Below are 21,138 nucleotides of genomic sequence, written 5' to 3'. Positions count from 1 at the left end.
GGTCGCGCCTTGTCAGCGCGGGTCTTCCGTGCCTTGCCCGACTCGGTAGTAATCGAAGTCGACACGGCCGCCAGCGGTCTGTGTCGAGTAATAGAAGAGGCCGAAGCGGTAGCCCATGAAGTGCGGGAAGGTGTACTTCAAGCTAGAGGGACGACCGATCGGGGTCCAGGTCTTGCCGTCGAGGCTGTAGGAGAACCGGGCGACTTCGGGCGCGGGCTCGAATTCGCAGTCGACCTTGAGGTGCACGGTCTTGCCAGCGAGGGGGATGGACGCGATCTCTTCGGGCTTGTCGGTTTCGGCGCTCACCTTGACGAGCGACCTCGCACCGTCGTTCATCTTCACGCCCACGAAACCGTACTGCCGCTGGAAAGCGGCCAGGCCGGCCCAGTCGCCGTCCTTCATGCCGCTCACGTCGATGCGGGTGGTGGCCGAACTGCGCGGGCCGAAGGTGCGCTGGGTGAGGGTGTTGCGGGCCTCGAGCAGTGTGGGAACGGTCCGGCTGGTGGTGAGGCTCAGGTGGCCCGGGCGCTTGGTGAGCGACCAGTCACGTGGCTCGGGGTTGTGATTCCATTGCCAGGCCAGGGGCAGGTCGGGGTCGCCGGGCCGGCGGTCGAATTCGTCGGAGGCGACGATGCCGGAGGCGCCCGAGACACCTTGTGCACCGGCGGGGATGTCCAGTGTCATGGGGACTTTGCCGTCTTTGCCGAGCACGGGCCAGCCGTCCTTCCACGTCACGGGCACGAGGTAGGGGATGCGGCCGACGGCGGCGTTGTCCTTGAAGAGATAGGCGTACCACTTGCCTTCTGGCGTGTCGATGAGGCCGCCCTGAGCGATGCCGCGGTCATCGAGCGCGATGCGGCCCTCGTAGGGGCCGTCGATGGTGTCGGCGCGGTGGATGGTCACGGTGCGCGCCCAGCGGCTACCCGGCGAGGCGATGTTGAAGAGGTAGTAGCGACCGTGGGCCTTGAAAAGCTGCGAGCCCTCGCCCTTGAGCCCGCCCTGATCGGCGCCGAAAAGGGCGTTGACGTTTTCGACGATGACCTTGTTCACGCCGCCGGGCTTGAGGCCGGAGAGATCGGGCTTCATCTCGGTGAGCATGATGCGACCGCCCCCGTAAACCATGTAGACGCGACCGTCGTCGTCGAAGAACAGGCTGTGGTCTCCCAGCAGCGGCTCGAAGCTCGTCTCCTTCCACGGGCCCCGTTCCGGATCGCGCGTGGTGTAGATGTGGGTGCGCCCCGTATTCGCGGCGAACGTCGAGGCATGGAACACGCCATCGTGGTAGCGCAGGCTGCTGGCCCAGGAGCCTTCACCGTAGGCGTTCTTGCCGTTGTCGAGGCGGAGGGCGTCGTTGTCGGCAAGGGTCTGGTAGGCGTAGGAGGCCATGCGCCAGTTCACCAGGTCCGTCGACTTCATGATCGGCAGGCCCGGGCTCATGTGCATCGTCGTGCTGCTCATGTAGTAGGTCTTGCCGACACGGATGATGGCGATGTCCGGGACGTCGGCCCAGATGAGGGGGTTGTGGGCAGGAGCGGCCTGCGCTGCCTCTGCTGCCGGAGCGGCCTGAGACGCGGCCGAGAGCACGACGGCTATCAGGAAGCAGGAAAGCGGGCGGTTCATGAGACCGCCTGAGGGGCGGCGCAGGCTGCCAGTGTGTTTGTCCATGTTTTGTCTCTGGAGTAGTTATGCGAGGCACGGCGGCGCCGGCCAAGCCTGACGGCCGGCGGCCGTCTCAGCCCGCTCAGCGCGCGTAGAGCGCGTAGAGCGCGAACGCGAAGTCGGCGGGGCGGCCGCTCTCCCGGTCCTTCAGCGGACGGTCATCGAGGCTGGCCTCGCCGTCGGCATAGACGTCGCTGCGGCTGGCGCGCAGGTTGATCGTGAGCGCGTCTTTCTCGCCCTGCAGCGCCAGCGCGTAGCGGCGACCGGACTTCAGCACGACCGGCGGATGGGCGCCGAAATCAAAGCTCAGCAGCCCGGCGCCTTGCGGCCGGTAGGCGATGGCCAGGCCCTGGCCTTCACCGAGCAGTTCGGTGCCGGCCTCCACGTCACGCAGCGACAGCCGCAGCGAGCGCGTGGCGTCCGTGCCGTGGCCGTCGCCGGCGTACAGGCTGAGCCGGCCCAGCGGGATGTCGGCGCGCGGCACGAAGGTCTGCACCAGCCGGCTGGCGCCGCCGCCGTCGCGGTGGAAGCCCACGGGTTCAGGGGTCTGCTCGAAGGGCCGGGTGACCGAGGCCAGCGCCGGGCTGCCGGGCCAGGTTTCGGGATAGCCCTGGGCGAACTGCTGCACCGCCACACGTGGGTCGGAGCGGCCCGGGTCCGGCAGCGCGGGCACCTTGCCGACGGGCGGCTGCGCGGGCGTGCTGACACCCGCCTCGGTCTGCGTGACGGGCCACATGCGACCGTCGGCGTCGTAGTGGAGGTACTCCATCGTGACGGAGCGGCGGTTGCCGTTGCCGGTCTGGCCGTCGGTCAGCGTCACCGAACCGTTGTGATAGAAAAGGTAGGACTGGCCCTTGAAGTCGTCCAGGATGCCGGCGTGAATGGTGAAGCTGTTCTTCGTCGGGCCGGTCAGCACGCCCTGGTAGGTCCAAGGGCCGCGCGGGCTGGGCGCGGTGGCGTAGGACAGGTGCTCCCAGACGTTCTGGTGTGCCATGGACGCATACGTCATGTAGTACGTGCCCTTGCGCTTGGACAGCCACGGCCCCTCGGTGTAGTTGGGCAGCGCGATCTTCTCGATGGGCCCGTCCAGCTCGGTCATGTTGGCCGTGAGCTTGGCCAGGTAGAGCACCGGGTTGCCCCAGGCCAGCCAGGCGGTGCCGTCGTCGTCGATGAGGACGGTCGGGTCGATGTCGTTCCAGTTGTAGGGGCCCGGCGTCATGGCGTCGGTCACCAGTGCCGAGCCGCGCGCATCCTTGAACGGGCCCAGCGGGTTGTCGGCCACCGCCACGGCGATGGCCTTGCCGGGGTGGGTGTTGTCGTGCTGCACGGTGGCGTAGAAGTAGAAGCGGCCGTTGCGCTGCACCACCTGCGCGGCCCAGGCATCGCCCACCGCCCACTTGAAGTCGGTGGGCTTCATGAAGGCGCCGTGCGAAGTCCAGGTGCGCAGGTCCTTGGACGAATAAGCCAGCCATTCCTTCATGAGGAAGAAGTCGTCGCCCTTGGCTTCGTCGCGGCCGACATAGAGGTAGACCGTGTCGCCCACGCGCAGCGGCGCGGGGTCGGCGGTGAAGCGGTCGCGCAGCACCGGATTGGCGCCAGGCGCCGGCTCGGCAGCCGACACGGCTGTGCAAGCGAGGACGGCCCAGCAAAGGGTGACGCGGTGCAGCAGGGGGGCGAGGCGCATGACTGGCTGTGAACCTTCGATAGGTTGTTGGTGGCACCCGGTGTGGTCCAGGCAACCCACTGCAAACGACGGGGAGCCGCGGGACCACGTGGTTATCAACGCGGGCGGTCTGACCAGTTTACTTGCGTCAGTGAGGTATGACTTCAGGTGGTCCTACCAATTCCAATCGGCAACCGACTGCTGCATGCTGGCTGGGCGTCAGCTGAAAACAAGTCCATTTGAAAGGTCGATCGTCATGCGGCATGGGTCCAAATCCACCGGAGTTGCCTTGTCCGGGCTGGGGTTGTGCATGGTTGCGGCGCTGATCGCGCACATTGCGCCGGCCTCTGCGATGAACCGGGACGGTGCGGCGGGTAGCGCGCCCAAGGGCCTGTCGACCGCCACCTGGACGCCCGACAACGGCAACGGCACCTTCACCAACCCGTTGTTCTATGACGAGTTCTCCGATCCGGACCTGATCCGCGTCGACGACTGGTTCTACCTGACCGGCACGACCATGCACACCATGCCGGGCGTGCCGATCCTGCGTTCCAAGGACCTGATCAACTGGGAGTTCGTTGCCTACGCGATGGACAAGCTCGACCTCGGCCCGGCCTTCCGGCTGGAGGGCGGCAACCACATCTATGGCCAGGGCATCTGGGCGCCGTCCTTCCGCTATCACAGGGGCAAGTTCTACATCTTCACCAACGTCAACGGCCAGGCGACCCAGATGTTCACGGCCACCGATCCGAAGGGGCCGTGGACACGCACGCCGATGAAGCGCAGCTTCCACGACCTGTCTGTCCTGTTCGATGACGATGGCAAGGCGTATGTGGTCTGGGATCACCAAGAGATGCGCCTGGCCCAGCTGACGGAGGACTTGACCGACATCGTGCCGGGCACCGAGCGCGTCCTGTTCGCCAAGGACGCCGGCATGGGCGAGGGCGCGCACTTCTACAAGATCGACGGCAAGTACTACATCATCAGCGCCAACTACGCGGGCGGCTTCCGCATGCCGGCGGCGCGGGCGGATCATGTGCTGGGGCCCTACGAGGTCCACCAGGCGATCAGCTTGCACGAGGACTTCGGCATGGCGTCCAGCAAGCGCCTGGGCACGCCCAAGCCGCCATTCGAGACCTGGGGGCCCGACCCCGCCGCCAAGCACAGCCTGGCGTTGCACCAGGGCGGCATCGTCCAGACACCTGCGGGCGAGTGGTGGGGCTTTTCAATGATGGACTTCAATGCCGTCGGCCGCCTGCTCAGCCTGTCCCCGATCACCTGGAAGGATGGCTGGCCCTACTTCGGACTGCCGGGCAACCTGACGCGCACGCCGCGAACCTGGGTGAAGCCCAAGACCGCCACACCGCAGCCGGTGCGCGTGCCGTTTCAGCGCAGTGACGATTTCTCGGCGCCGCGCCTGCAGCCGCTGTGGCAGTGGAACCACGTCCCGGTCGACGGCAAGTGGTCGTTGTCGGAACGCCCGGGTTTCCTGCGGCTGCACGCGCTGCCGGCGACCTCGTTCTACGACGCTCGCAACACGCTGACGCAACGGGCCATCGGGCCGACGTCCACGCCGACCGTGCTGCTGGACGCGTCGCACCTGAAGCCCGGCGACACGGCCGGCCTGGGGCTGCTCAATCTGCCGTATGCGACCGTGGGCGTCGAAAGAAACGCCGACGGACTCAACGTCGTCTTTCATGACCAGCGCCTGGACCAGCGGGTGCGGGTGAAGATCAACGGCACGCGCATCTGGCTTCGGGCCGACTGCGACTTCCTCACCGAGCGGGCGCGCTTCAGCCATTCGTCCGACGGCGCCACCTTCACGCCCATCGGCAACGAGGTCGAGCTGCTCTACCAGACCTTCACCTTCCAGGGCGTTCGCTACGGCTTGTTCAACTACAGCACGACCGGCGCCGAGGGCGGGTTTGCCGATTTCGACAGCATCGACGTGCATCAGCCGCATCCGCGCGGCCTGATGCGGCCCATTCCCTATGGCCGATCAATCCAGCTGGCGTCGTTTCGCGCGACGACCGGTTTGGCGGCCGGCGGCGGGCGCCTGGCTTCGGGCGTGCCGACGCGGTTCGAGGTCGTTGACCGCCGGTTGGGCCGCGTCGCCCTGCGATCGGGCGGCCGCTATGTCACGGTCGACCAGGACGGCGATGTGACGCTTGGGGCCGGCCGGCCCGGCACGGCGCAAACCTTCCAATGGATCGAAACCCCGACGGGCGAACTGGTGCTGATGTCATTGGCCAACCACCGCTTCCTGCGCATCGATCCGCAGACCAAGGAGATCAAGGTCGACAGCCCCGGCCCCATGCCGGACGACAGCGACGGTGCGCGCTTCATCTGGTCGCAGTGAAGGGGCGCGCCGGGCGATGCAGTTGGCACAGCCGGCACTCAAACGGCGAATGCCCATTCGCTGAACTCGGCATGGCGCGGCCGCTGTTCGGCGGCCGCGCGTGCGCGCGCTGCCTCGACCCAGCTCTTGGCCACCGGCAGCGGCCCGAAGCCGGCCTCGGCGTTGATGTGGCCCACGGCGCCGAGGTTGCTGTAGCTGGCGCCCCAGCGGTGCGCCCATCGCGCGGCGCTGGCGGCGCTCATCCAGGGGTCGTTGCTGCTGGCGATCAGGCGCGAGCGCCGCGGCAGGCGGTGGTGGGGCAGGGACTCGGCAATGCCGAACTTGTCGGGCTCGGCGGGTGCCACGAAGAGAGCCTCGCGGATCGGCGAGTCGGGATGGTCGTCCAGGTGACGGGCCAGCGCCAGGCAACCAAAGCTGTGGGCCACCGCCAGCCATTCACCCTTGCCGGCCACTTCCAGGGTGCGCTGGATGCGCTCGGCCCAGCGTTCCAGTGCAGGCTTGCTCGGGTCTCGCTGGGTCACGCGTCGGGCGTCGCGGTACTGGCCCTGCAGCCAGCTCTGCCAATGCGCCGGGCCGCTGTCGTGCAGGCCCGGGATGATGAGGATGCGCGGGGCCTTGTAGCTCATTGGTGCACCCTCCGCTTCGCGGGCCCCTCCGGGAGGGACGCGAGCGCCTCTTCGGGCGGCCGTGCGATCGCGCTCATGGCGTCGTCACAGCGTCGCAATCGACACCTCGGTCGACTTGACCAGCGCCACGACCTCGCGGCCGACCTCCAGGCCCAGGTCCTTGACCGAGCGCGTCGTGATGACGGACGTGACGATGTCGCCGTTGCGGGTGATGACGTCGACTTCGGACACGACCGAGCCTTCGATGATTTCCTTGATGGTGCCGCGGAACTGGTTGCGCACGTTGATGGCGGTGATGCTCATGGAGACTCCTGGATGGGGAGCCCTCAGTGTGCGCAACGCCGTGACGTCAGGGAACGAATGCTTGCGCAGCAGCGCATGCGCAAAGCGTCTATCAGATTCCCGCGCCAGCCTCGAACAGACTCAGCTTGGCCGCACTCAGCTTCACCCGCTGCCCACCCCGCAACTGCAGCGCCTCCGCCTGGTCTCGCGTCAGCTCCGCTTCGAGCGGCTGCCCATCCGGCCCGATCAGCTCGACCCGTGCGCTGGCGCCGAACGACAGCACCCGTTCCACAGTTGCGGCCAAGCCGGGCGCCGACTCGTCCGTCTCGATCTGCAGCTCATGCGGCCGCGCATAGGCCTGGAATTCACCCTCGCCGTGCGCGCCCGGCAGCTGGTGCTCGCCCATGTGCAGCACGCCGCCGCGCGCATGGCCCACGAAGCGGTTGACCGCACCCAGGAAGCCGTAGACGAACGGCGTCGCCGGGCGCTCGTAGACCTCCTGCGGTGTGCCGACCTGCTCCACGCGGCCATGGTCCATCAGCACGATGCGGTCTGCCACCTCCAGCGCCTCGTCCTGGTCGTGCGTGACGAAGATGCTGGTGATGTGCAGCTCGTCGTGCAGGCGGCGCAGCCAGCGGCGCAGCTCCTTGCGCACCTTGGCGTCCAGCGCGCCGAAGGGCTCGTCCAGCAGCAGCACGCGCGGCTCGACGGCCAGCGCGCGGGCGAGCGCGATGCGCTGGCGCTGGCCGCCCGAAAGCTGCGGCGGGAAGCGGTCGCCCAGCCAATCGAGCTGTACCAGCTTGAGCAGCTCGGTGACGCGCTTCTTGATGTCGGCCTCGCTGGGCCTTTGCTTGCGCGGCTTCACGCGCAGGCCGAAGGCGACGTTGTCGAACACGGTCATGTGGCGGAACAGCGCGTAGTGCTGGAACACGAAGCCGACCTGGCGCTCGCGCACATGCGTGTCCGACGCGTCCTGGCCGTCCAGCAGCACGCGCCCTGCGTCAGCCTGCTCCAGGCCGGCAATGATGCGCAGCAGCGTGGTCTTGCCGCAGCCCGACGGGCCCAGCAGCGCGACCAGTTCGCCGGTGGGGAAGTCCAGCGACACGTCGCCGAGCGCGGTGAAGTTGCCAAAGCTCTTGTGGATGTTCTGAACCTGGATGCCCATCTCATTCTTCCCGGGTCGTCGACTGGCTGGCACGCCATTCGATGAATTGCTTGATCACCAGCGTCACCAGCGCCAGCAGCGCCAGCAGCGACGCGACGGCGAAGGCCGCGGCGAACTGGTATTCGTTGTAGAGGATCTCGACGTGCAGCGGCAGTGTGTTCGTCAGGCCGCGGATGTGGCCCGACACGACCGACACCGCGCCGAACTCGCCCATCGCGCGCGCATTGCAGAGGATGACGCCGTACAGCAGGCCCCACTTGATGTTGGGCAGCGTGACGCGGCGGAAGGTCTGCCAGCCGCTGGCGCCGAGCACGATCGCGGCCTCTTCTTCGTCGCGGCCTTGCGCCTGCATCAGCGGGATCAGCTCGCGCGCGACGAACGGGAAGGTCACGAACACGGTGGCCAGCACGATGCCCGGCACGGCGAAGATGATCTTCACGTCGTGCTCTTGAAGCCACGGCCCGAACCAGCCCTGCGCGCCGAAGATCAGCACGTACATCAGGCCGGCCACGACCGGCGAGACCGAGAAGGGCAGGTCGATCAGCGTGATGAGGATCTGCTTGCCACGGAACTCGTGCTTGGCGATCAGCCAGGATGCGCACAGGCCGAACACCAGGTTCAGCGGCACGGCGATGGCGGCCGCGATCAGCGTGAGCTTGATGGCCGAGAAGGTCTCCTCGTCGGCCAAGGACGCGAAGTAGACCTCCCAGCCCTTGCGCAGCGCCTCGGTGAACACGGCGACCAGCGGCAGCACGAGGAAGATGGCGAAGAAGCCCAGGCCCAGCGCCAGCAGCGTGAAGCGGACGGCCGGTGATTCACGCGTGGCGGGGTTGTCCTGGTACTTGGCGCGGGCGCGGGGCGGTGCGATGTGCAATGCGGTGCTCATCGCGCCTCCCGCCGGGCCGCCCCAAGGCGGGCTGCACGCCCCCTCGGAGGACGGAGAGCGAAGCGAACGTGGGGGCTCATCATTTCCGGCCTCCCCGCTGCGAACTCCAGGCCTGCAGGCCGTTGATGACGAGCAGCAGCACGAAGCTGGCGATGAGCATGACGGCCGCGATGGCCGTGGCGCCGACGTAGTCGTACTGCTCCAGCTTGGCGATGATCATCAGCGGCGTGATCTCACTGACCATGGGGATGTTGCCGGCGATGAAGATGACTGAGCCGTACTCGCCCACGGCGCGCGCGAAGGCCAGCGCGAAGCCGGTCAGCAGCGCCGGCAGCAGCGTCGGCAGCACCACGTAGCGGAAGGTCGTCCAGCGTTGCGCGCCGAGCGACGCGGCGGCCTCCTCCAGCTCGGTCTCCATGTCCTCCAGCACTGGCTGCACGGTACGCACGATGAAGGGCAGGCCGATGAAGATCAGTGCCAGCAGCACGCCCAGCGGCGTGAAGGCGATCTTCACGCCCTCGGGGCCGAACAGCGGCGCCAGCAGCCCGCCCGGTGCGAACAGCGAGCCGACCCAGCCGTTGGGCGCATACAGGGCGGTCAGCGCGATGCCGGCCACGGCGGTGGGCAGCGCGAAGGGCAGGTCGATGAGCGCGTCGACCAGCTTCTTGCCCGGGAACTCGTAGCGCACGATGCACCAGGCCAGGATGAGGCCGAAGAAGAGGTTGATGAAGGCGGCGATCAGCGAGGCGCCGAAGCTGAGCTTGTACGAAGCCATCACGCGCGGCGACGTGGCGGCCGCCCAGAAGGCTTCGAGGCCGTGGCCCGAGGACTTCAGGAACACGGCAGCCAGCGGGATCAGCACGATCAGCGACAGGTAGAACAGCGTGAAGCCCAGCGTCGGTGCGAAACCGGGCAGGACGCGTCGTCGTAAGGACAGAGCCATGGGGTGATGTTGGTTTTGTTTCTCGGGCCGAGCGCCGGGCCGCTCCCAAGCCGGCCCGTCTGGCGATGTGCGACCGGCAGGCGCGCCCGCGTTCAGCGCGGCGCGACTGGGCGAGGGGTTCTCACATCAGCGCTTGATCGAAGCCATCACCTGATCGAACGTGCCGCCGTCGGCAAAGTGCGTCTTGCTGACCTTGGCCCAGCCGCCCAGCGTCTGGTCGACGGTGAACAGCTTGATGTTGGCGAAGCGCTGCTGATGCTTCTTGAAGACGGCCGGGTCGCGCGGGCGGAAGTTGTTCTTCGCGATGATCTCCTGGGCTTCCGGGCTCCAGTGGAAGTCGAGGTAGGCCTTGGCCAGCGCGGCCGTGCCCTTCTTGGCTGCGACCTTGTCGACGATGGCCACGGGTGCATCGGTCTCGATGGAGATGCTGGGGTTGACCTGCTCGAAGTTGCCCTTGCCGAACTCGTTCTCGATCAGCTCGACCTCTGCTTCGAAGGTCACGAGCACGTCCCCGATGCCGCGCTGCGTGAACGTGGTCGTCGCGCCGCGGCCGCCACCGTCCAGCACCGGCACGTTGGCGAGCACCTTGCCGACCAGTTCCCTGGCTTGCGCGTCGGTGCCGCCGGTGGCCAGCACGCTGCCCCAGATGGCGAGGTAGCTGTAGCGGCCGTTGCCCGTGACCTTGGGGTTGGGCAGGATGACCTGCACGCCGGGGCGGGCGAGGTCCGCCCAGTCCTTGATGCCCTTGGGGTTGCCCTTGCGGACGAGGAAGGTCATCGTGGACGAGTACGGGGCCGCGCCGTTCGGGAAGCGGCTGCGCCAGTCGGCCGGCGTCAGGCCGCTCGCGGCGAGCTGGTCCACGTCGGTGGCCTGGTTCATCGTCACGACGTCGGCCTCCAGCCCGCCGATGACGGCGCCGATCTGCTTGCTGGAGCCGCCATGGCTCTGGTTGACGCTGACGGCCTGCCCCTTGGCCTTCTGCGCGGCGACGAAGGCCGGATTGATCTGCTTGTAGAGCTCGCGGGCAACGTCGTAGGAGACGTTCAGCAGCGTCGGGTCGGCGGCAAACGCGGGCAGGGCGGCGGTGGCGGCGACCAGTGCAAGGACCGCACGGCGGGTGGGCAGAAGGAAGGGCATGGCAGGGCCAGTCGAATGAACGAAAGGCGTGAGGGTGCCCAAAGTCGCTTATTCGCGGAAGGACAGTTTTCTTATTTCCTTATTCGGTCCGGGGCATTGCCCTGCGGCGGGCTTGGTAACCTCATGAGCATGCCGTTTGCCCTGACCGATGCCCCCGCCGCGCCCGCCGAGGCCACGCGCCGGCTGGCGCTGCTGCTGGAGAGCACCGGCGAGGGCATTTTCGGCATCGACATGGCCGGCTGCTGCACCTTCGTCAACCGCGCCGCCTGCGAAGCGCTGGGTTGGCGCGTCGACGAGGTGCTGGGCCGCAACATGCACGAACTCATCCACCACTCGCGGCAGGACGGTGCCCACTACCCCGAGTGCGACTGCCCGATCTTCAACGCCTTCCGCCGCGGCGAGCCCTGCCGCATCGACGACGAGGTGCTGTGGCGGGCCGATGGCAGCCTCTTCCCGGCCGAGTATTCGAGCTATCCGGTCATCGAGGGCGGCGAGGTGCAGGGGGCCGTCGTCACCTTCGTCGACATCTCCGCCCGCCGCCAGGCCGAGGCGCTGCTGCGCGCCAGCCACGACGAACTGGAGCAGCGCGTGGCCGAGCGCACGGCCGAGCTGCGCGAGCTGGCCCACCACCTGGAGGCCATGCGCGAGACCGAGCGCAAGCGCATCGCCCGTGAGATCCACGACGAACTCGGCTCGCTGCTCGTCGCGCTGAAGATGGACATCGACTGGCTGGCCCGCCGCGTGGGCGACCCCGCGCAGCGCGAGCCCATGGTGGACAAATGCCAGCGCATGGGCGGCCTCGTGGACACGGCCGTGGACGCCGTCGGCCGCATCATCACGGACCTGCGCCCCAGCATCCTCGACCACCAGGGCCTGTGGGCCGCGCTGGAGTGGCAGGCGCAGGAGTTCCAGCTCGCCGGCAGCGACGAGCGCGAGGTGGTCTTCAGGATGCACGTCGCGGCGGACGTGGTGCCGCCGGAAGGGGGCCTGGCCATCGCGGTGTTCCGCATCTTCCAGGAGGTGCTGTCCAACGTGGCGCGGCATGCTCACGCCCGCCACGTCGACATCCGCATCGACGTGGATGCGCCGCCCGCACCGGTGCTCTACCTGCAGGTGCGCGACGACGGCATCGGCGCGGCGCCCGAAGCGCTCAACGATGCCCGCAGCTACGGCGTGCTGGGGATGCGCGAGCGCGCGGCGCATTTCGGCGGGCGGGTGGGCATCGAGAGCTTCCCGGGCCGCGGGACGACGGTGCGGATCGTCATGCCGCTGGAGGCCTCGCCGTGATCCGCGTGTTGATCTGCGACGACCACCTCATCGTCCGCCAGGGCATCAAGCAGGTGCTGGCCGAGGCCGAGGACGTGAGCGTCGTCGGCGAGGCGGCCAACGGGCCGGACGCCATCCAACAGGCACGGGCGGGCGGCGTGGACGTCGTGCTGCTCGACATCGCCATGCCGCAGCGTGACGGGCTGGACATCCTCAAGGCGCTGAAGTCGGAGTTCCCCAAGCTGCCGGTGCTGATGCTGTCCACCTACCCCGACCGGCAGTACGCCGTGCGCAGCCTCAAGCTCGGCGCGGCCGGCTACCTGAACAAGAGCGCGGACAGCGAGCAGATGATCGACGCGGTGCGCAGCGTGGCCCGCGGCCGGCTCTTCATCACGCCCAGCGTGGCCGAGCTGCTCGCGGGCGCCGTGGGCGCGGGCGGGCGGCCGCTGGACGACGACAAGCCGCTGCACGAGCGGTTGTCGCACCGCGAACACCAGGTCTTCCAGCTGCTCGCTGCCGGCCGCAGCGTCGGCGAGATCGCCGAGCAGCTGGTGCTGTCGCCCAACACCGTTTCGACCTACCGGGCCCGGGTGCTGGAGAAGATCGGCGTGCGCAACGACGTGGAGCTGGCGCTGTTCGCCGTGCGCATGGCGCAGTTGGGATAGGCCACCCAAAATCAAAACCTTGTTTCATTTTGGCGCTACATTGCCGGCCGCATGCATCACCGCGCCAGCCGGCGCACAGAAAGAACGCCATGAGTGCCACCCAGCAGATCGCCGAAGCCTTCACCACCGCCCGCGCCGCTGGCCGCGCCATCGACGCCTATCCCGGCACGCCGCCCGCCACACTGGCCGAGGCCTATGCCATCCAGGCTGCGGCCATCGCGCGCTGGTCCGAAGCCGTGGCCGGCTGGAAGGTCGCCCGCGTCAACCCGGCCTTCGCCGCGCAGTTTCCCGAAGAGCGGCTGATCGGCCCCGCGTTCGCTCGCAACGTCCATCGCGTCGCGCAGGGCGGTACGGCGCAATGCCCCGTGTTCGAAGGCGGCCTCGCGGCCGTCGAGGCGGAGGTCGTCATCGTCGTCGCGGCCGATTCGCCAGCGGGCAAGAGCGACTGGACGGCGGAGTCCGTCATCCCGCTCGTGAAGTCCATGCACATCGGCGTCGAAGTCGCCAGCAGCCCGCTCGCCACGCTGAACGACATCGGCCCGGGGGCGGTCATCTCCGACTTCGGCAACAACTGGGGCGTCGTCGTAGGCCCTGAGATCGCCAACTGGCGCGAGCTGGAGACGATCGCCGTCGAGACCTTCATCGACGGCCGGTCGGTCGGCACCGGCAAGGTCGCCATCCAACCCGGCCCGCTGGGCGCACTGGCGTTCACGCTGAACAAGCGTGCGCAGCAGGGACAGACGCTGAAGGCCGGCGACGTCATTTCCACCGGCATGATCACCGGCGTGCACGACATCCGCATCGGCCAGCAGTCGCGGCACGTGTTCGGCGGCGTCGGCGAGGTGCAGGTGCAGATCACCAAGGCGACGGCCACCGGCGCCTGACGCTCGACGGCGGCGCCGTCACTCGATCTTCTTCATCGCCCGCTGCACGGCCAGCTCCGCCACCTGGCGGCCCAGCGCCAAGCCGTGCTCGTCGGCCGTGCGGGTGTGGATGCCGGCCCAGATGCGGGCGTTCTCGATCTCGATCGCGGCCTGCGAGAAGCTGGTGAAGTGGCGCGTCAGTGCGCCTGCGAAGGTGGCGGTGAAGGGCACGGCATCGGTGCCGAACAGCAGTTGCAGCGAGCGCGACCAGGCGCCCGACGTCACCGAATGCCCGGAGACGTAGTCCGGATGCGGCGGCGTGTTGATCAGCGGCTCCCACGACGGGTCGGGGTTGCGGGACGCGGCCCGGATCGCCGTCAGCGGACGCCAGGTGCCGAGCTTGCGCTTGACCTCCCAGCCGGTGATCAGCGCGTCCATCGCGGCCATGTTGATGACGGCGAAGATGCGTGCGTTCTCCGGCATCGTGGTGGCTTTGGCGGCCGCGCCGGCGCGCGCGGCGGCGTTCCACATCTGGCCGCCGTTCAGCAGCGTGAAGATCGCCGCGGCGGTCTGGTCGGCCGTCCGCTCGGTGGAGTAGCGTCCGCCCAGCCGGCGCACTTCGTCCAGCTCCTTGAGGTACTGCGGGCTGTCCACGGCCAACGGGCCGGGCACGGTCACCTCGGTCGACGACTTCACGAAGAACGGCTTGACCTCGGCCCATGCGACCGACGCGAACGTGCCCATCGATGGCGGCGCGGGCTGCCAGCTGCCGGGCGTTCCCGGCGGGGTGTAGGCGACGCGCGCATTCCAGCCATCGCCGCTGCGCATGGCGATGCACTGCTCGGCCACCCGGCGGCCCAGCGCGCTGCCGGCGCTCTTGGCACCTTCGTCGGACAGCTTGGCCAGCGAGGCCTGCAGCGCTGTGTCGAGCGCCGGCTTCTGCTGCGGGTAGATCGACAGCAGCACCGCATGCGCCGCAGCGGCCGCGGCGGCCTCAGCCGACGCCCCGGCCGGCGCGGTGGGTGCGGGCTTCATGTAGGCCTCGTGCGTGCGCGTGACCGCGTTGACGGCGTCGAACATCGCGACATGCGTCAGCGCCAGCGCGCGTATCTCGATCGGCGGCGGGCTGGACTGCGTCAGGCTCAGGGCGGTGACGTTCCAGTCCGTCACGACGTCGGCGCGGGCGCTGTGCAGAGCAGGAAGCAGCGCTGCGGCCAGGGCCCATACTGGGAGGGAAAGCTTCATGGCGGCTCCTTCGCGGCCGTTCGACCGCAAGACTGCGCCCGTCACTCTCGCGGTCGCGAGCGTCGATTCAAAGCCCCATGGCGAGGGGGCGCCGTCATCAATCGCGAGGACGAGAGACGCTGCGGAGACGGAGCGCGACAGTCCCGCTGCGGCTCAGACCGCCGCCGTCGCCAGCCGCTGCGGCAGCCTCATGAACGTCAGGGCGCAGAGGAAAGAGCCGATGCCCATCGCGAAGGCGCCGACGAACAGCCACGTGTAGCTGGACGTCGAGTCGTAGATCAAGCCGCCCAGCACGGGCCCCAGCGCCATGCCGATGCTGCTGGCCATGGTGGTGCCGCCGATCACGGTGCCCATCATGCGCAGCGGGAAGTTCTCGCGCGCGATCACCGCGAACAGCGGCATCACGCCCGCGTAGGTGAAGCCGAACAGCGCGGCCACGGCGTAGAAGCTGCCCAGCTCGCGCGCCTGCACATAGCCCAGCACGACGATGGCCTGGGCCAGCAGCGCCAGCACCAGCGTGCGCGCCGCGCCGAAGCGGTCGCCCAGCAGCCCGAACACGAGGCGCCCGCCCATGCCGGCCAGCCCCTCCAGGCTGTAGATGGACACGGCCGCCATCAGCGGGATGCCGCAGGTGACGGCATAGCTCACCGTGTGGAAGATGGGCCCCGAGTGGGTGGCGCAGGTCAGAAAACTCGTCAGCACCAGGATCAGGAAGGGCGCCGAGCGCAGGGCCTGGCCGACGGTCATGCCCGGTTGGTGCGACGCGCCGGCATCGTCTGCGGTGGCGGCCTGGGCCAACGCGGGCGGGCGGCGCACCAGCAGCGCTGCGGGCAACATGATGCCGGCCACCACCGCCGCGATGATCTGCAGCACCGTGCGCCAGTCGTGCGTCTGCACCAGCCAGGCGGCCAGCGGCGACATGGTCAGCGGCGCCATGCCCATGCCCGCCGACACCAGCGACACGGCCAGGCTGCGCCGCGTGTCGAACCAGCCTGTCACGCAAGCCATCAACGGCGCAAAGATCGCCGCCGCAGCCAGACCGACGACCGCGCCGAACAGCAGCTGGAAGGCCAGCAGCGACGTCGCAACGCTCGCCAGTGCCAGGCCCGCGGTGAGCAGCAGCGAGCCCGCGATGAGCACGGCGCGCGGCCCGACGCGGTCCGACAGCGCGCCCCAGGCCATGCTGCCGACCGCCATCGCCGCGAAGGCGATGGTCATCGCGGCGGAGATGCCGGTGGTGGACCAGCCCGTGTCCAGCGCAATGGGCCGCAGCAGCACGGGCAGCGAGAACAGCGCGCCGATGACCACGCAGCCGAGCAGGCCGCCGACGGCGACGATGACCCAGCGGTAGTGGGCGCGCAGGGTGTTTGTCCAGGAAGGCATGACGGATCCTCATGTCGTGGCGCGGCGAGACGGTTCCGCCGCTTCACGATGAAGACGAACGACGGCGTGCCGGATCGACAGCGGCAGCGTTGCTCTGCTGCTTGTTCGGGTTTTGCCGAAGTTCTGGAGATCGCCCGCCCTGGCTGCGGTTCAGTGGGTAGGTTGGGGTGGAGGAACTGAACCCCAACTGATGCGGTAGGTATGAACGTGTTGGGGTTCGCCTTGCTCACCCCAACCTACGGGCTTTGGAGGCGGCCAACTACTCGGGCTTTGGAGGCGCCTAATCGCCCAGCAGCCCGCCGCGTACGTGTGTGCCAGCGCCCCCGATGCCGAGGTTGTTGGCTTCACCTAGCTCGGACGTAGTCAGCGAGGGCATGCCAAAGCCGCCTGTTCGGAACATGTCACCTAGCGTCCATATGGCCCCGCTTTCAAGGCGTTTGCGGCGCTCGGCCTCCACTTCCGCCTTGAAGTCCTGAGCAGCCAAGCCCTCGAGAAGCATTGAGCCTGCGGTCCAAAGCAGCTTCCTGAAGGTGAGAGAGACTGACCCCGGGTCGCTCCAAAGGAACTGCACCTTCTCCTCGATTTCCTTCGGCACCTGCAGGGCCTCTTTGACCAGCTTGGTGCGCTGCGCTTCCTCCAACGAAAGTGCGAACTTCTCGAGGGTGCGCTCGATGTTCTGGACGTGGTGGGCAAACGTGTTGCGGACGTTAGCGAGCGCTTGAAATGCGGTGCGCTCCGTCTTCGCAAGGATGCCCAGGTCCACCGCTAGATTCAGCTTGCCTGCCCGCCCCTCAAGGCCCAACCGGGCGCAGTGCTCAGCCAGGATCGGGTTGTGAGCGTGCGCGGCGATAACTGCGCCTAGAGCGGCCTCCAATACAACAACAAGCTTGATCGCGAATTCCCAGTCGGTCCCGCCGTCACGAAGGCTCGTGTAGTAGCCCTGAGGCAGACCCAACTTGCGCTCGATGCGAGTCAGCTGCAGCACCGAGTTGGCTTCAATCTGCGCCAGCGTCGCTTCGTGTTCTTCGCTTGTAGGCATGCTCGTAGGCCGCTGGGCGGCTTCCTCTGTCGGGCACTCTAGCCGACAAGCCTGCCAGCATGCGGTCGACAACGACCGTCGGACTATTGCTGTGAGTACCGGCCATGCCGTCGCATACCAGTAGACGACCGCTTCTGCTGCAAGTGGCCGACATGCACACATGTAGCGTCCGGTGCGGAGTCGCCGCCGAGCAACGAATGTTCAGGTTTTCCCTCGTAGTTCCACCCCTACAGAAACTCGCCGCCCACCACGATTCCGCGACGGCCCGCCCGTTCCTAGAGTCGCTCCCATCCTGAGGAGCACTCGATGACCCACGATCCCTACGACGCCGACCGACCCCTGCTGATGCGTTGCGCCTGCGGCCAGCACGCCAGCGCGGCCGACCACGTCGCCGCCGAACTACGCGCCCGCAGCGAGTCCGCCGACTTCGAAGCCGAGTCGGCCAGCTTTGTCGAAGCCACGCTGGTGAAGGCGCTGTTCCCGCAGGACGCGCTGCGCCGCCGCTTCCTGAGGGCTGTCGGCCGCAACACCGCGATGGCGGCCATCGGCAGCATGTTGCCGCTGGCCAGTCTGCAGGCGATGGCGCAGGACACCAAAGGCGCGCTGGAGAAGAAGGACCTGAAGATCGGCTTCATCCCCATCACCTGCGCCACGCCGCTGATCATGGCCCACCCGTTGGGCTTCTATGCCAAGCAGGGGCTGAACGTGGAGGTCGTGAAGACGGCGGGCTGGGCGCTCATCCGCGACAAGATGATCAACAAGGAGTACGACGCCACGCACTTCCTGTCGCCGATGCCGCTGGCCATCAGCCTGGGTCTGGGCGCACCGGCCACGGCGATGAACGTGGCCACCATCCAGAACACCAACGGCCAGGCCATCACGCTCAGCGTCAAGCACAAAGACAAGCGCGACCCGGCGACGTGGAAGGGCTTCAAGTTCGCCGTGCCCTTCGAGTATTCGATGCACAACTTCCTGCTGCGCTACTACGTGGCGGAAGCGGGGCTGGACCCGGACCGCGACATCCAGATCCGCGTGGTGCCGCCGCCCGAGATGGTGGCCAACCTGCGCGCCGGCAACATCGACGGCTTCCTCGGCCCGGACCCGTTCAACCAGCGCGCGGTGTTCGAGGAGGTGGGCTTCATCCACCTGCTCACCAAGGAGCTGTGGGACGACCACCCCTGCTGCGCTTTCGGCACCAGCACGGCCTTCACCCAGCAGAACCCCAACACCTTCATCGCGCTGTACCGCGCCGTGCTGACGGCCGCCGCGATGGCGCGCCAGGCCAAGAACCGTGAGCTGATCGCCAAGGTCATCGCGCCGCAGGCCTACCTGAACCAGCCGGAGACCGTCATCGCCCAGGTGCTGACCGGCAAGTTCGCCGACGGCCTGGGCAATGTGAAGGTCGTGCCCGACCGCGCCGACTTCGACCCCATGCCCTGGCAGAGCATGGCCGTGTGGATCCTGAGCCAGATGAAGCGCTGGGGCTATGTGAAGGGCGACGTGAACTACAAGCAGATCGCCGAGAAAGTCTTCCTGCTGACGGACGCGAAGAAGCAGATGAAGGCGCTGGACCTGGCCGTGCCGGACGACAAGGCCGGCGGCTATCCGAAGTTCAAGGTCATGGGCAAGGAGTTCGATCCGGCCAAGGCCGATGCCTATGTCAACAGCTTTGCGATCAAGCGGGCCTGACATGCAACGCTCGTTGAACTTCCGCGCCGGCCTGCTGTCGCTGCTGCTGCTCGGCTGCCTGCTCGGCCTGTGGCATCTCGCCACGCTGGGCGGCATGCAGGCTGCGGCGTCAGCGGCCATGACGCCCGAGCAGATCGAGTACGCCAAGCTGATGGGCAAGCCCTTCGACGCGACGCCGGTGGCCGCGAAGAGCGGCTTCCCGACGCTGGCAGTGATGGGCCGCACGGTGGTGCACCACCTGTCCGAGCCCTTCTACGACCGCGGTCCCAACGACAAGGGCATCGGCCTGCAGCTGGCCTACTCGCTGGGCCGCGTGGGGCTGGGCTATCTGCTGGCGGCGCTGGTGGCCATCCCGCTGGGCTTTGTCATCGGCATGAGCCCGCTGGTCTACAAGGCGCTGGACCCGTTCATCCAGGTGCTCAAGCCCATCTCGCCGCTGGCCTGGATGCCGCTGGCGCTCTACACGATCAAGGACTCGGCGGCGAGCGGCATCTTCGTCATCTTCATCTGCAGCCTGTGGCCCATGCTGATCAACACGGCCTTCGGCGTGGCCGGCGTGCGGCGCGAGTGGCTGAACGTGGCGCGCACGCTGGAGGTGAGCCCCATCCGCCGCGCCTTCGAGGTCATCCTGCCGGCCGCGGCGCCCACCATCCTGACGGGCATGCGCATCAGCATGGGCATCGCCTGGCTGGTCATCGTCGCCGCCGAGATGCTGGTGGGCGGCACGGGCATCGGCTATTTCGTCTGGAACGAGTGGAACAACCTCAGCCTGCCCAACGTCATCTTCGCCATCCTCGTCATCGGCCTCGTGGGCATGGCGCTGGACCTGCTCTTCGCCCGCGCGCAGAAGGCCGTCACCTATGTCGACTGAACTCGTGCAAGTGCAAGGCCTGGCCAAGCGCTATGGCGACGCGACCGTCTTCGACAACGTCAACTTCACGCTGACCGAGGGCGAGTTCGTCTGCATCATCGGCCACAGCGGCTGCGGCAAGACGACCATCCTCAACGTGCTGGCCGGCCTGGAGCAGGCGAGCGACGGCCATGTCTTCATGGCCCAGCGCGAGGTGAATGCGCCAGGGCTGGAGCGCGGCGTCGTCTTCCAGGGCCACGCGTTGATGCCCTGGCTCACGGTGCGCCAGAACATCGCGTTCGCGGTGCGCAGCAAGTGGCCGGACTGGAAGCGTGCCGAGGTCGACGCGCAGGTGGAGAAGTACGTCGCCCTCGTGGGCCTGACACCCGCGCTGGACAAGAAGCCCAGCCAGCTCTCCGGCGGCATGAAGCAGCGCGTGGGCATCGCGCGCGCCTTCGCCATCGAGCCGCGCATGTTGCTGCTGGACGAGCCTTTCGGCGCGCTGGACGCGCTGACGCGCGGCACCATCCAGGACGAGCTGCTGAAGATCTGCGCCGCCACGCGCCAGACCGTCTTCATGATCACGCACGACGTGGACGAAGCGATTCTTCTCGCCGACCGCATCCTGCTGATGGCCAACGGCCCGCAGGCGCGCGTGGCGGAGATCGTCGTCAACACGATGAGCCGTGACCGCCAGCGCGCCACGCTGCACCACGACCCGCAGTACTACCGCATCCGCAACCACCTCGTCGACTTCCTCGTCGAGCGCAGCGCGACCTTGTCCCACGGCCGCGCCCCGGAGCATCCACCCGAAGTGCGCCCCGGCTTGCCGGAGCCCGCCGAAGTCATTCCCCTCGACACCCACCCCGCCATCCACAGGAGCACCGCATGAGCCGCCTCGAAGTCACCGAAAAAATCATCGCCACCAAGGTTGCCAAGGGCATCAAGTGGGCCGACGTCGCCGCCGACATCGGCCTCAGCAAGGAATGGGTCACGGCCGGCTGCCTGGGCCAGATGACCTTCAACGACGAGCAGGCCGCCAAGCTGGCCAAGACCTTCGACCTGACCGAAGCCGAGGCGCAGTGGCTCAAGGTCGTGCCCTACAAGGGCAGCCTGCCGACCAGCGTGCCGACCGACCCGCTGATCTACCGCTTCTACGAGCTGATCAGCGTCTACGGCACGACCTTCAAGGAGCTGATCCATGAAGAGTTCGGCGACGGCATCATGAGCGCCATCGACTTCAAGATGGACCTGCAGCGCGAGCCCAACGCAGCCGGCGACCGCGTCAGCATCGTCATGAGCGGCAAGTTCCTGCCCTACAAGACGTACTGATTGGCCCACCCCCTACCGGCTTCGCCGGCCCCCTTCGAGGGGGCGCCGCTGGTGGCCTGGCAGAGCCAGATCCACGGCGGCCGCTG

Annotated in this window: 19 protein-coding genes; 8 read left to right on the top strand and 11 right to left on the bottom strand. The window is 67.8% G+C overall.

Features of this window, described 5'->3' with window-relative positions; all coding sequences use genetic code 11:
• Positions 1-12: 12 nt before the first annotated feature.
• Together ASD35_RS22065 and ASD35_RS26805 are read right to left on the bottom strand one after the other, a co-directional pair.
• Complete coding sequence (locus ASD35_RS22065) at positions 13-1,620, bottom strand: glycoside hydrolase 43 family protein (protein ID WP_056877065.1); 1,608 nt, start codon at positions 1,618-1,620, stop codon at positions 13-15.
• A gap of 121 nt (positions 1,621-1,741) precedes the next feature.
• The gene (locus ASD35_RS26805) at positions 1,742-3,343 is read right to left on the bottom strand and encodes a glycoside hydrolase family 43 protein (protein WP_082580350.1); all 1,602 of its coding nucleotides are present in this window, start codon (positions 3,341-3,343) and stop codon (positions 1,742-1,744) included.
• A gap of 289 nt (positions 3,344-3,632) precedes the next feature.
• Here ASD35_RS26805 and ASD35_RS22055 point away from each other — a divergent pair, with 289 nt between their 5' ends.
• Positions 3,633-5,681 (top strand): family 43 glycosylhydrolase, encoded by a 2,049-nt coding sequence (locus tag ASD35_RS22055; RefSeq protein WP_200956081.1) that lies wholly within the window; start codon positions 3,633-3,635, stop codon positions 5,679-5,681.
• A gap of 38 nt (positions 5,682-5,719) precedes the next feature.
• On the opposite strand, the gene ASD35_RS22050 is transcribed toward ASD35_RS22055, so the two are convergent.
• The 6 genes from ASD35_RS22050 to ASD35_RS22025 form a co-directional block, all read right to left on the bottom strand.
• Positions 5,720-6,307, bottom strand: a complete 588-nt coding sequence (locus ASD35_RS22050; protein WP_056877063.1) for an alpha/beta hydrolase — start codon at positions 6,305-6,307, stop codon at positions 5,720-5,722.
• Between the two features lie 84 nt (positions 6,308-6,391).
• Positions 6,392-6,610 carry a molybdopterin-binding protein gene (locus tag ASD35_RS22045; protein WP_056877062.1) on the bottom strand — a complete coding sequence of 73 codons (219 nt, stop codon included), beginning with the start codon at positions 6,608-6,610 and terminating at the stop codon, positions 6,392-6,394.
• Between the two features lie 91 nt (positions 6,611-6,701).
• On the bottom strand, positions 6,702-7,754 hold the full coding sequence (locus ASD35_RS22040; protein ID WP_056877061.1) for a sulfate/molybdate ABC transporter ATP-binding protein: 1,053 nt from the start codon (positions 7,752-7,754) through the stop codon (positions 6,702-6,704).
• Between the two features lies 1 nt (position 7,755).
• Complete coding sequence (gene cysW / locus ASD35_RS22035; RefSeq protein WP_056877060.1) at positions 7,756-8,640, bottom strand: sulfate ABC transporter permease subunit CysW; 885 nt, start codon at positions 8,638-8,640, stop codon at positions 7,756-7,758.
• Positions 8,641-8,719: 79 nt separating this feature from the next.
• Positions 8,720-9,583: a sulfate ABC transporter permease subunit CysT gene (gene cysT / locus ASD35_RS22030; protein ID WP_056877059.1), complete on the bottom strand. Its 864-nt coding sequence runs from the start codon at positions 9,581-9,583 to the stop codon at positions 8,720-8,722.
• A 126-nt stretch (positions 9,584-9,709) separates the two neighbouring features.
• The gene (locus ASD35_RS22025) at positions 9,710-10,720 is read right to left on the bottom strand and encodes a sulfate ABC transporter substrate-binding protein (RefSeq protein WP_056877058.1); all 1,011 of its coding nucleotides are present in this window, start codon (positions 10,718-10,720) and stop codon (positions 9,710-9,712) included.
• Between the two features lie 129 nt (positions 10,721-10,849).
• Here ASD35_RS22025 and ASD35_RS22020 point away from each other — a divergent pair, with 129 nt between their 5' ends.
• From ASD35_RS22020 to ASD35_RS22010, 3 genes are all read left to right on the top strand, one after another.
• On the top strand, positions 10,850-12,007 hold the full coding sequence (locus ASD35_RS22020; protein WP_056877485.1) for a PAS domain-containing sensor histidine kinase: 1,158 nt from the start codon (positions 10,850-10,852) through the stop codon (positions 12,005-12,007).
• The gene (locus ASD35_RS22015; RefSeq protein ID WP_056877057.1) at positions 12,004-12,651 is read left to right on the top strand and encodes a response regulator transcription factor; all 648 of its coding nucleotides are present in this window, start codon (positions 12,004-12,006) and stop codon (positions 12,649-12,651) included. Before ASD35_RS22020 ends, ASD35_RS22015 begins: the two co-directional genes overlap by 4 nt.
• 89 nt (positions 12,652-12,740) lie before the next feature.
• The gene (locus tag ASD35_RS22010) at positions 12,741-13,535 is read left to right on the top strand and encodes a 2-keto-4-pentenoate hydratase (RefSeq protein ID WP_056877056.1); all 795 of its coding nucleotides are present in this window, start codon (positions 12,741-12,743) and stop codon (positions 13,533-13,535) included.
• Between the two features lie 18 nt (positions 13,536-13,553).
• On the opposite strand, the gene ASD35_RS22005 is transcribed toward ASD35_RS22010, so the two are convergent.
• The 3 genes from ASD35_RS22005 to ASD35_RS21995 form a co-directional block, all read right to left on the bottom strand.
• Positions 13,554-14,759 carry a vanadium-dependent haloperoxidase gene (locus tag ASD35_RS22005; RefSeq protein ID WP_056877055.1) on the bottom strand — a complete coding sequence of 402 codons (1,206 nt, stop codon included), beginning with the start codon at positions 14,757-14,759 and terminating at the stop codon, positions 13,554-13,556.
• A 153-nt stretch (positions 14,760-14,912) separates the two neighbouring features.
• The gene (locus ASD35_RS22000; RefSeq protein ID WP_056877054.1) at positions 14,913-16,142 is read right to left on the bottom strand and encodes an MFS transporter; all 1,230 of its coding nucleotides are present in this window, start codon (positions 16,140-16,142) and stop codon (positions 14,913-14,915) included.
• A 280-nt stretch (positions 16,143-16,422) separates the two neighbouring features.
• Positions 16,423-17,181, bottom strand: coding sequence for a hypothetical protein (locus ASD35_RS21995; protein ID WP_157275707.1), 759 nt, complete (start codon positions 17,179-17,181; stop codon positions 16,423-16,425).
• 306 nt (positions 17,182-17,487) lie between these two features.
• Here ASD35_RS21995 and ASD35_RS21990 point away from each other — a divergent pair, with 306 nt between their 5' ends.
• From ASD35_RS21990 to cynS, 4 genes are read left to right on the top strand one after another with little or no spacing between them, the layout of a single operon-like run.
• Positions 17,488-18,870, top strand: coding sequence for a CmpA/NrtA family ABC transporter substrate-binding protein (locus ASD35_RS21990; protein WP_056877052.1), 1,383 nt, complete (start codon positions 17,488-17,490; stop codon positions 18,868-18,870).
• Between the two features lies 1 nt (position 18,871).
• Positions 18,872-19,741, top strand: a complete 870-nt coding sequence (gene ntrB, locus ASD35_RS21985; RefSeq protein ID WP_056877051.1) for a nitrate ABC transporter permease — start codon at positions 18,872-18,874, stop codon at positions 19,739-19,741.
• Positions 19,731-20,612: an ABC transporter ATP-binding protein gene (locus tag ASD35_RS21980; RefSeq protein WP_056877050.1), complete on the top strand. Its 882-nt coding sequence runs from the start codon at positions 19,731-19,733 to the stop codon at positions 20,610-20,612. The genes ntrB and ASD35_RS21980 overlap by 11 nt, the downstream gene beginning before the upstream one ends.
• Positions 20,609-21,052, top strand: coding sequence for a cyanase (gene cynS / locus ASD35_RS21975; RefSeq protein ID WP_056877049.1), 444 nt, complete (start codon positions 20,609-20,611; stop codon positions 21,050-21,052). Before ASD35_RS21980 ends, cynS begins: the two co-directional genes overlap by 4 nt.
• Positions 21,053-21,138: the final 86 nt, after the last annotated feature.

This window comes from Pelomonas sp. Root1444 (genome assembly GCF_001426885.1).
Lineage (GTDB): Bacteria > Pseudomonadota > Gammaproteobacteria > Burkholderiales > Burkholderiaceae_C > Pelomonas.
This window is presented reverse-complemented; position numbering and strand designations above follow the sequence as displayed.

What these genes read in the sequence shown, in the direction of transcription:
- ASD35_RS22065 (WP_056877065.1), bottom strand. Translation starts at nt 1,620, where the DNA reads ATGAACCGCCCGCTTTCCTGCTTCCTGATAGCCGTCGTGCTCTCGGCC.
- ASD35_RS26805 (WP_082580350.1), bottom strand. Translation starts at nt 3,343, where the DNA reads ATGCGCCTCGCCCCCCTGCTGCACCGCGTCACCCTTTGCTGGGCCGTC.
- ASD35_RS22055 (WP_200956081.1), top strand. Translation starts at nt 3,633, where the DNA reads ATGGTTGCGGCGCTGATCGCGCACATTGCGCCGGCCTCTGCGATGAAC.
- ASD35_RS22050 (WP_056877063.1), bottom strand. Translation starts at nt 6,307, where the DNA reads ATGAGCTACAAGGCCCCGCGCATCCTCATCATCCCGGGCCTGCACGAC.
- ASD35_RS22045 (WP_056877062.1), bottom strand. Translation starts at nt 6,610, where the DNA reads ATGAGCATCACCGCCATCAACGTGCGCAACCAGTTCCGCGGCACCATC.
- ASD35_RS22040 (WP_056877061.1), bottom strand. Translation starts at nt 7,754, where the DNA reads ATGGGCATCCAGGTTCAGAACATCCACAAGAGCTTTGGCAACTTCACC.
- cysW (WP_056877060.1), bottom strand. Translation starts at nt 8,640, where the DNA reads ATGAGCACCGCATTGCACATCGCACCGCCCCGCGCCCGCGCCAAGTAC.
- cysT (WP_056877059.1), bottom strand. Translation starts at nt 9,583, where the DNA reads ATGGCTCTGTCCTTACGACGACGCGTCCTGCCCGGTTTCGCACCGACG.
- ASD35_RS22025 (WP_056877058.1), bottom strand. Translation starts at nt 10,720, where the DNA reads ATGCCCTTCCTTCTGCCCACCCGCCGTGCGGTCCTTGCACTGGTCGCC.
- ASD35_RS22020 (WP_056877485.1), top strand. Translation starts at nt 10,850, where the DNA reads ATGCCGTTTGCCCTGACCGATGCCCCCGCCGCGCCCGCCGAGGCCACG.
- ASD35_RS22010 (WP_056877056.1), top strand. Translation starts at nt 12,741, where the DNA reads ATGAGTGCCACCCAGCAGATCGCCGAAGCCTTCACCACCGCCCGCGCC.
- ASD35_RS22005 (WP_056877055.1), bottom strand. Translation starts at nt 14,759, where the DNA reads ATGAAGCTTTCCCTCCCAGTATGGGCCCTGGCCGCAGCGCTGCTTCCT.
- ASD35_RS22000 (WP_056877054.1), bottom strand. Translation starts at nt 16,142, where the DNA reads ATGCCTTCCTGGACAAACACCCTGCGCGCCCACTACCGCTGGGTCATC.
- ASD35_RS21995 (WP_157275707.1), bottom strand. Translation starts at nt 17,181, where the DNA reads ATGCCTACAAGCGAAGAACACGAAGCGACGCTGGCGCAGATTGAAGCC.
- ASD35_RS21990 (WP_056877052.1), top strand. Translation starts at nt 17,488, where the DNA reads ATGACCCACGATCCCTACGACGCCGACCGACCCCTGCTGATGCGTTGC.
- ntrB (WP_056877051.1), top strand. Translation starts at nt 18,872, where the DNA reads ATGCAACGCTCGTTGAACTTCCGCGCCGGCCTGCTGTCGCTGCTGCTG.
- ASD35_RS21980 (WP_056877050.1), top strand. Translation starts at nt 19,731, where the DNA reads ATGTCGACTGAACTCGTGCAAGTGCAAGGCCTGGCCAAGCGCTATGGC.
- cynS (WP_056877049.1), top strand. Translation starts at nt 20,609, where the DNA reads ATGAGCCGCCTCGAAGTCACCGAAAAAATCATCGCCACCAAGGTTGCC.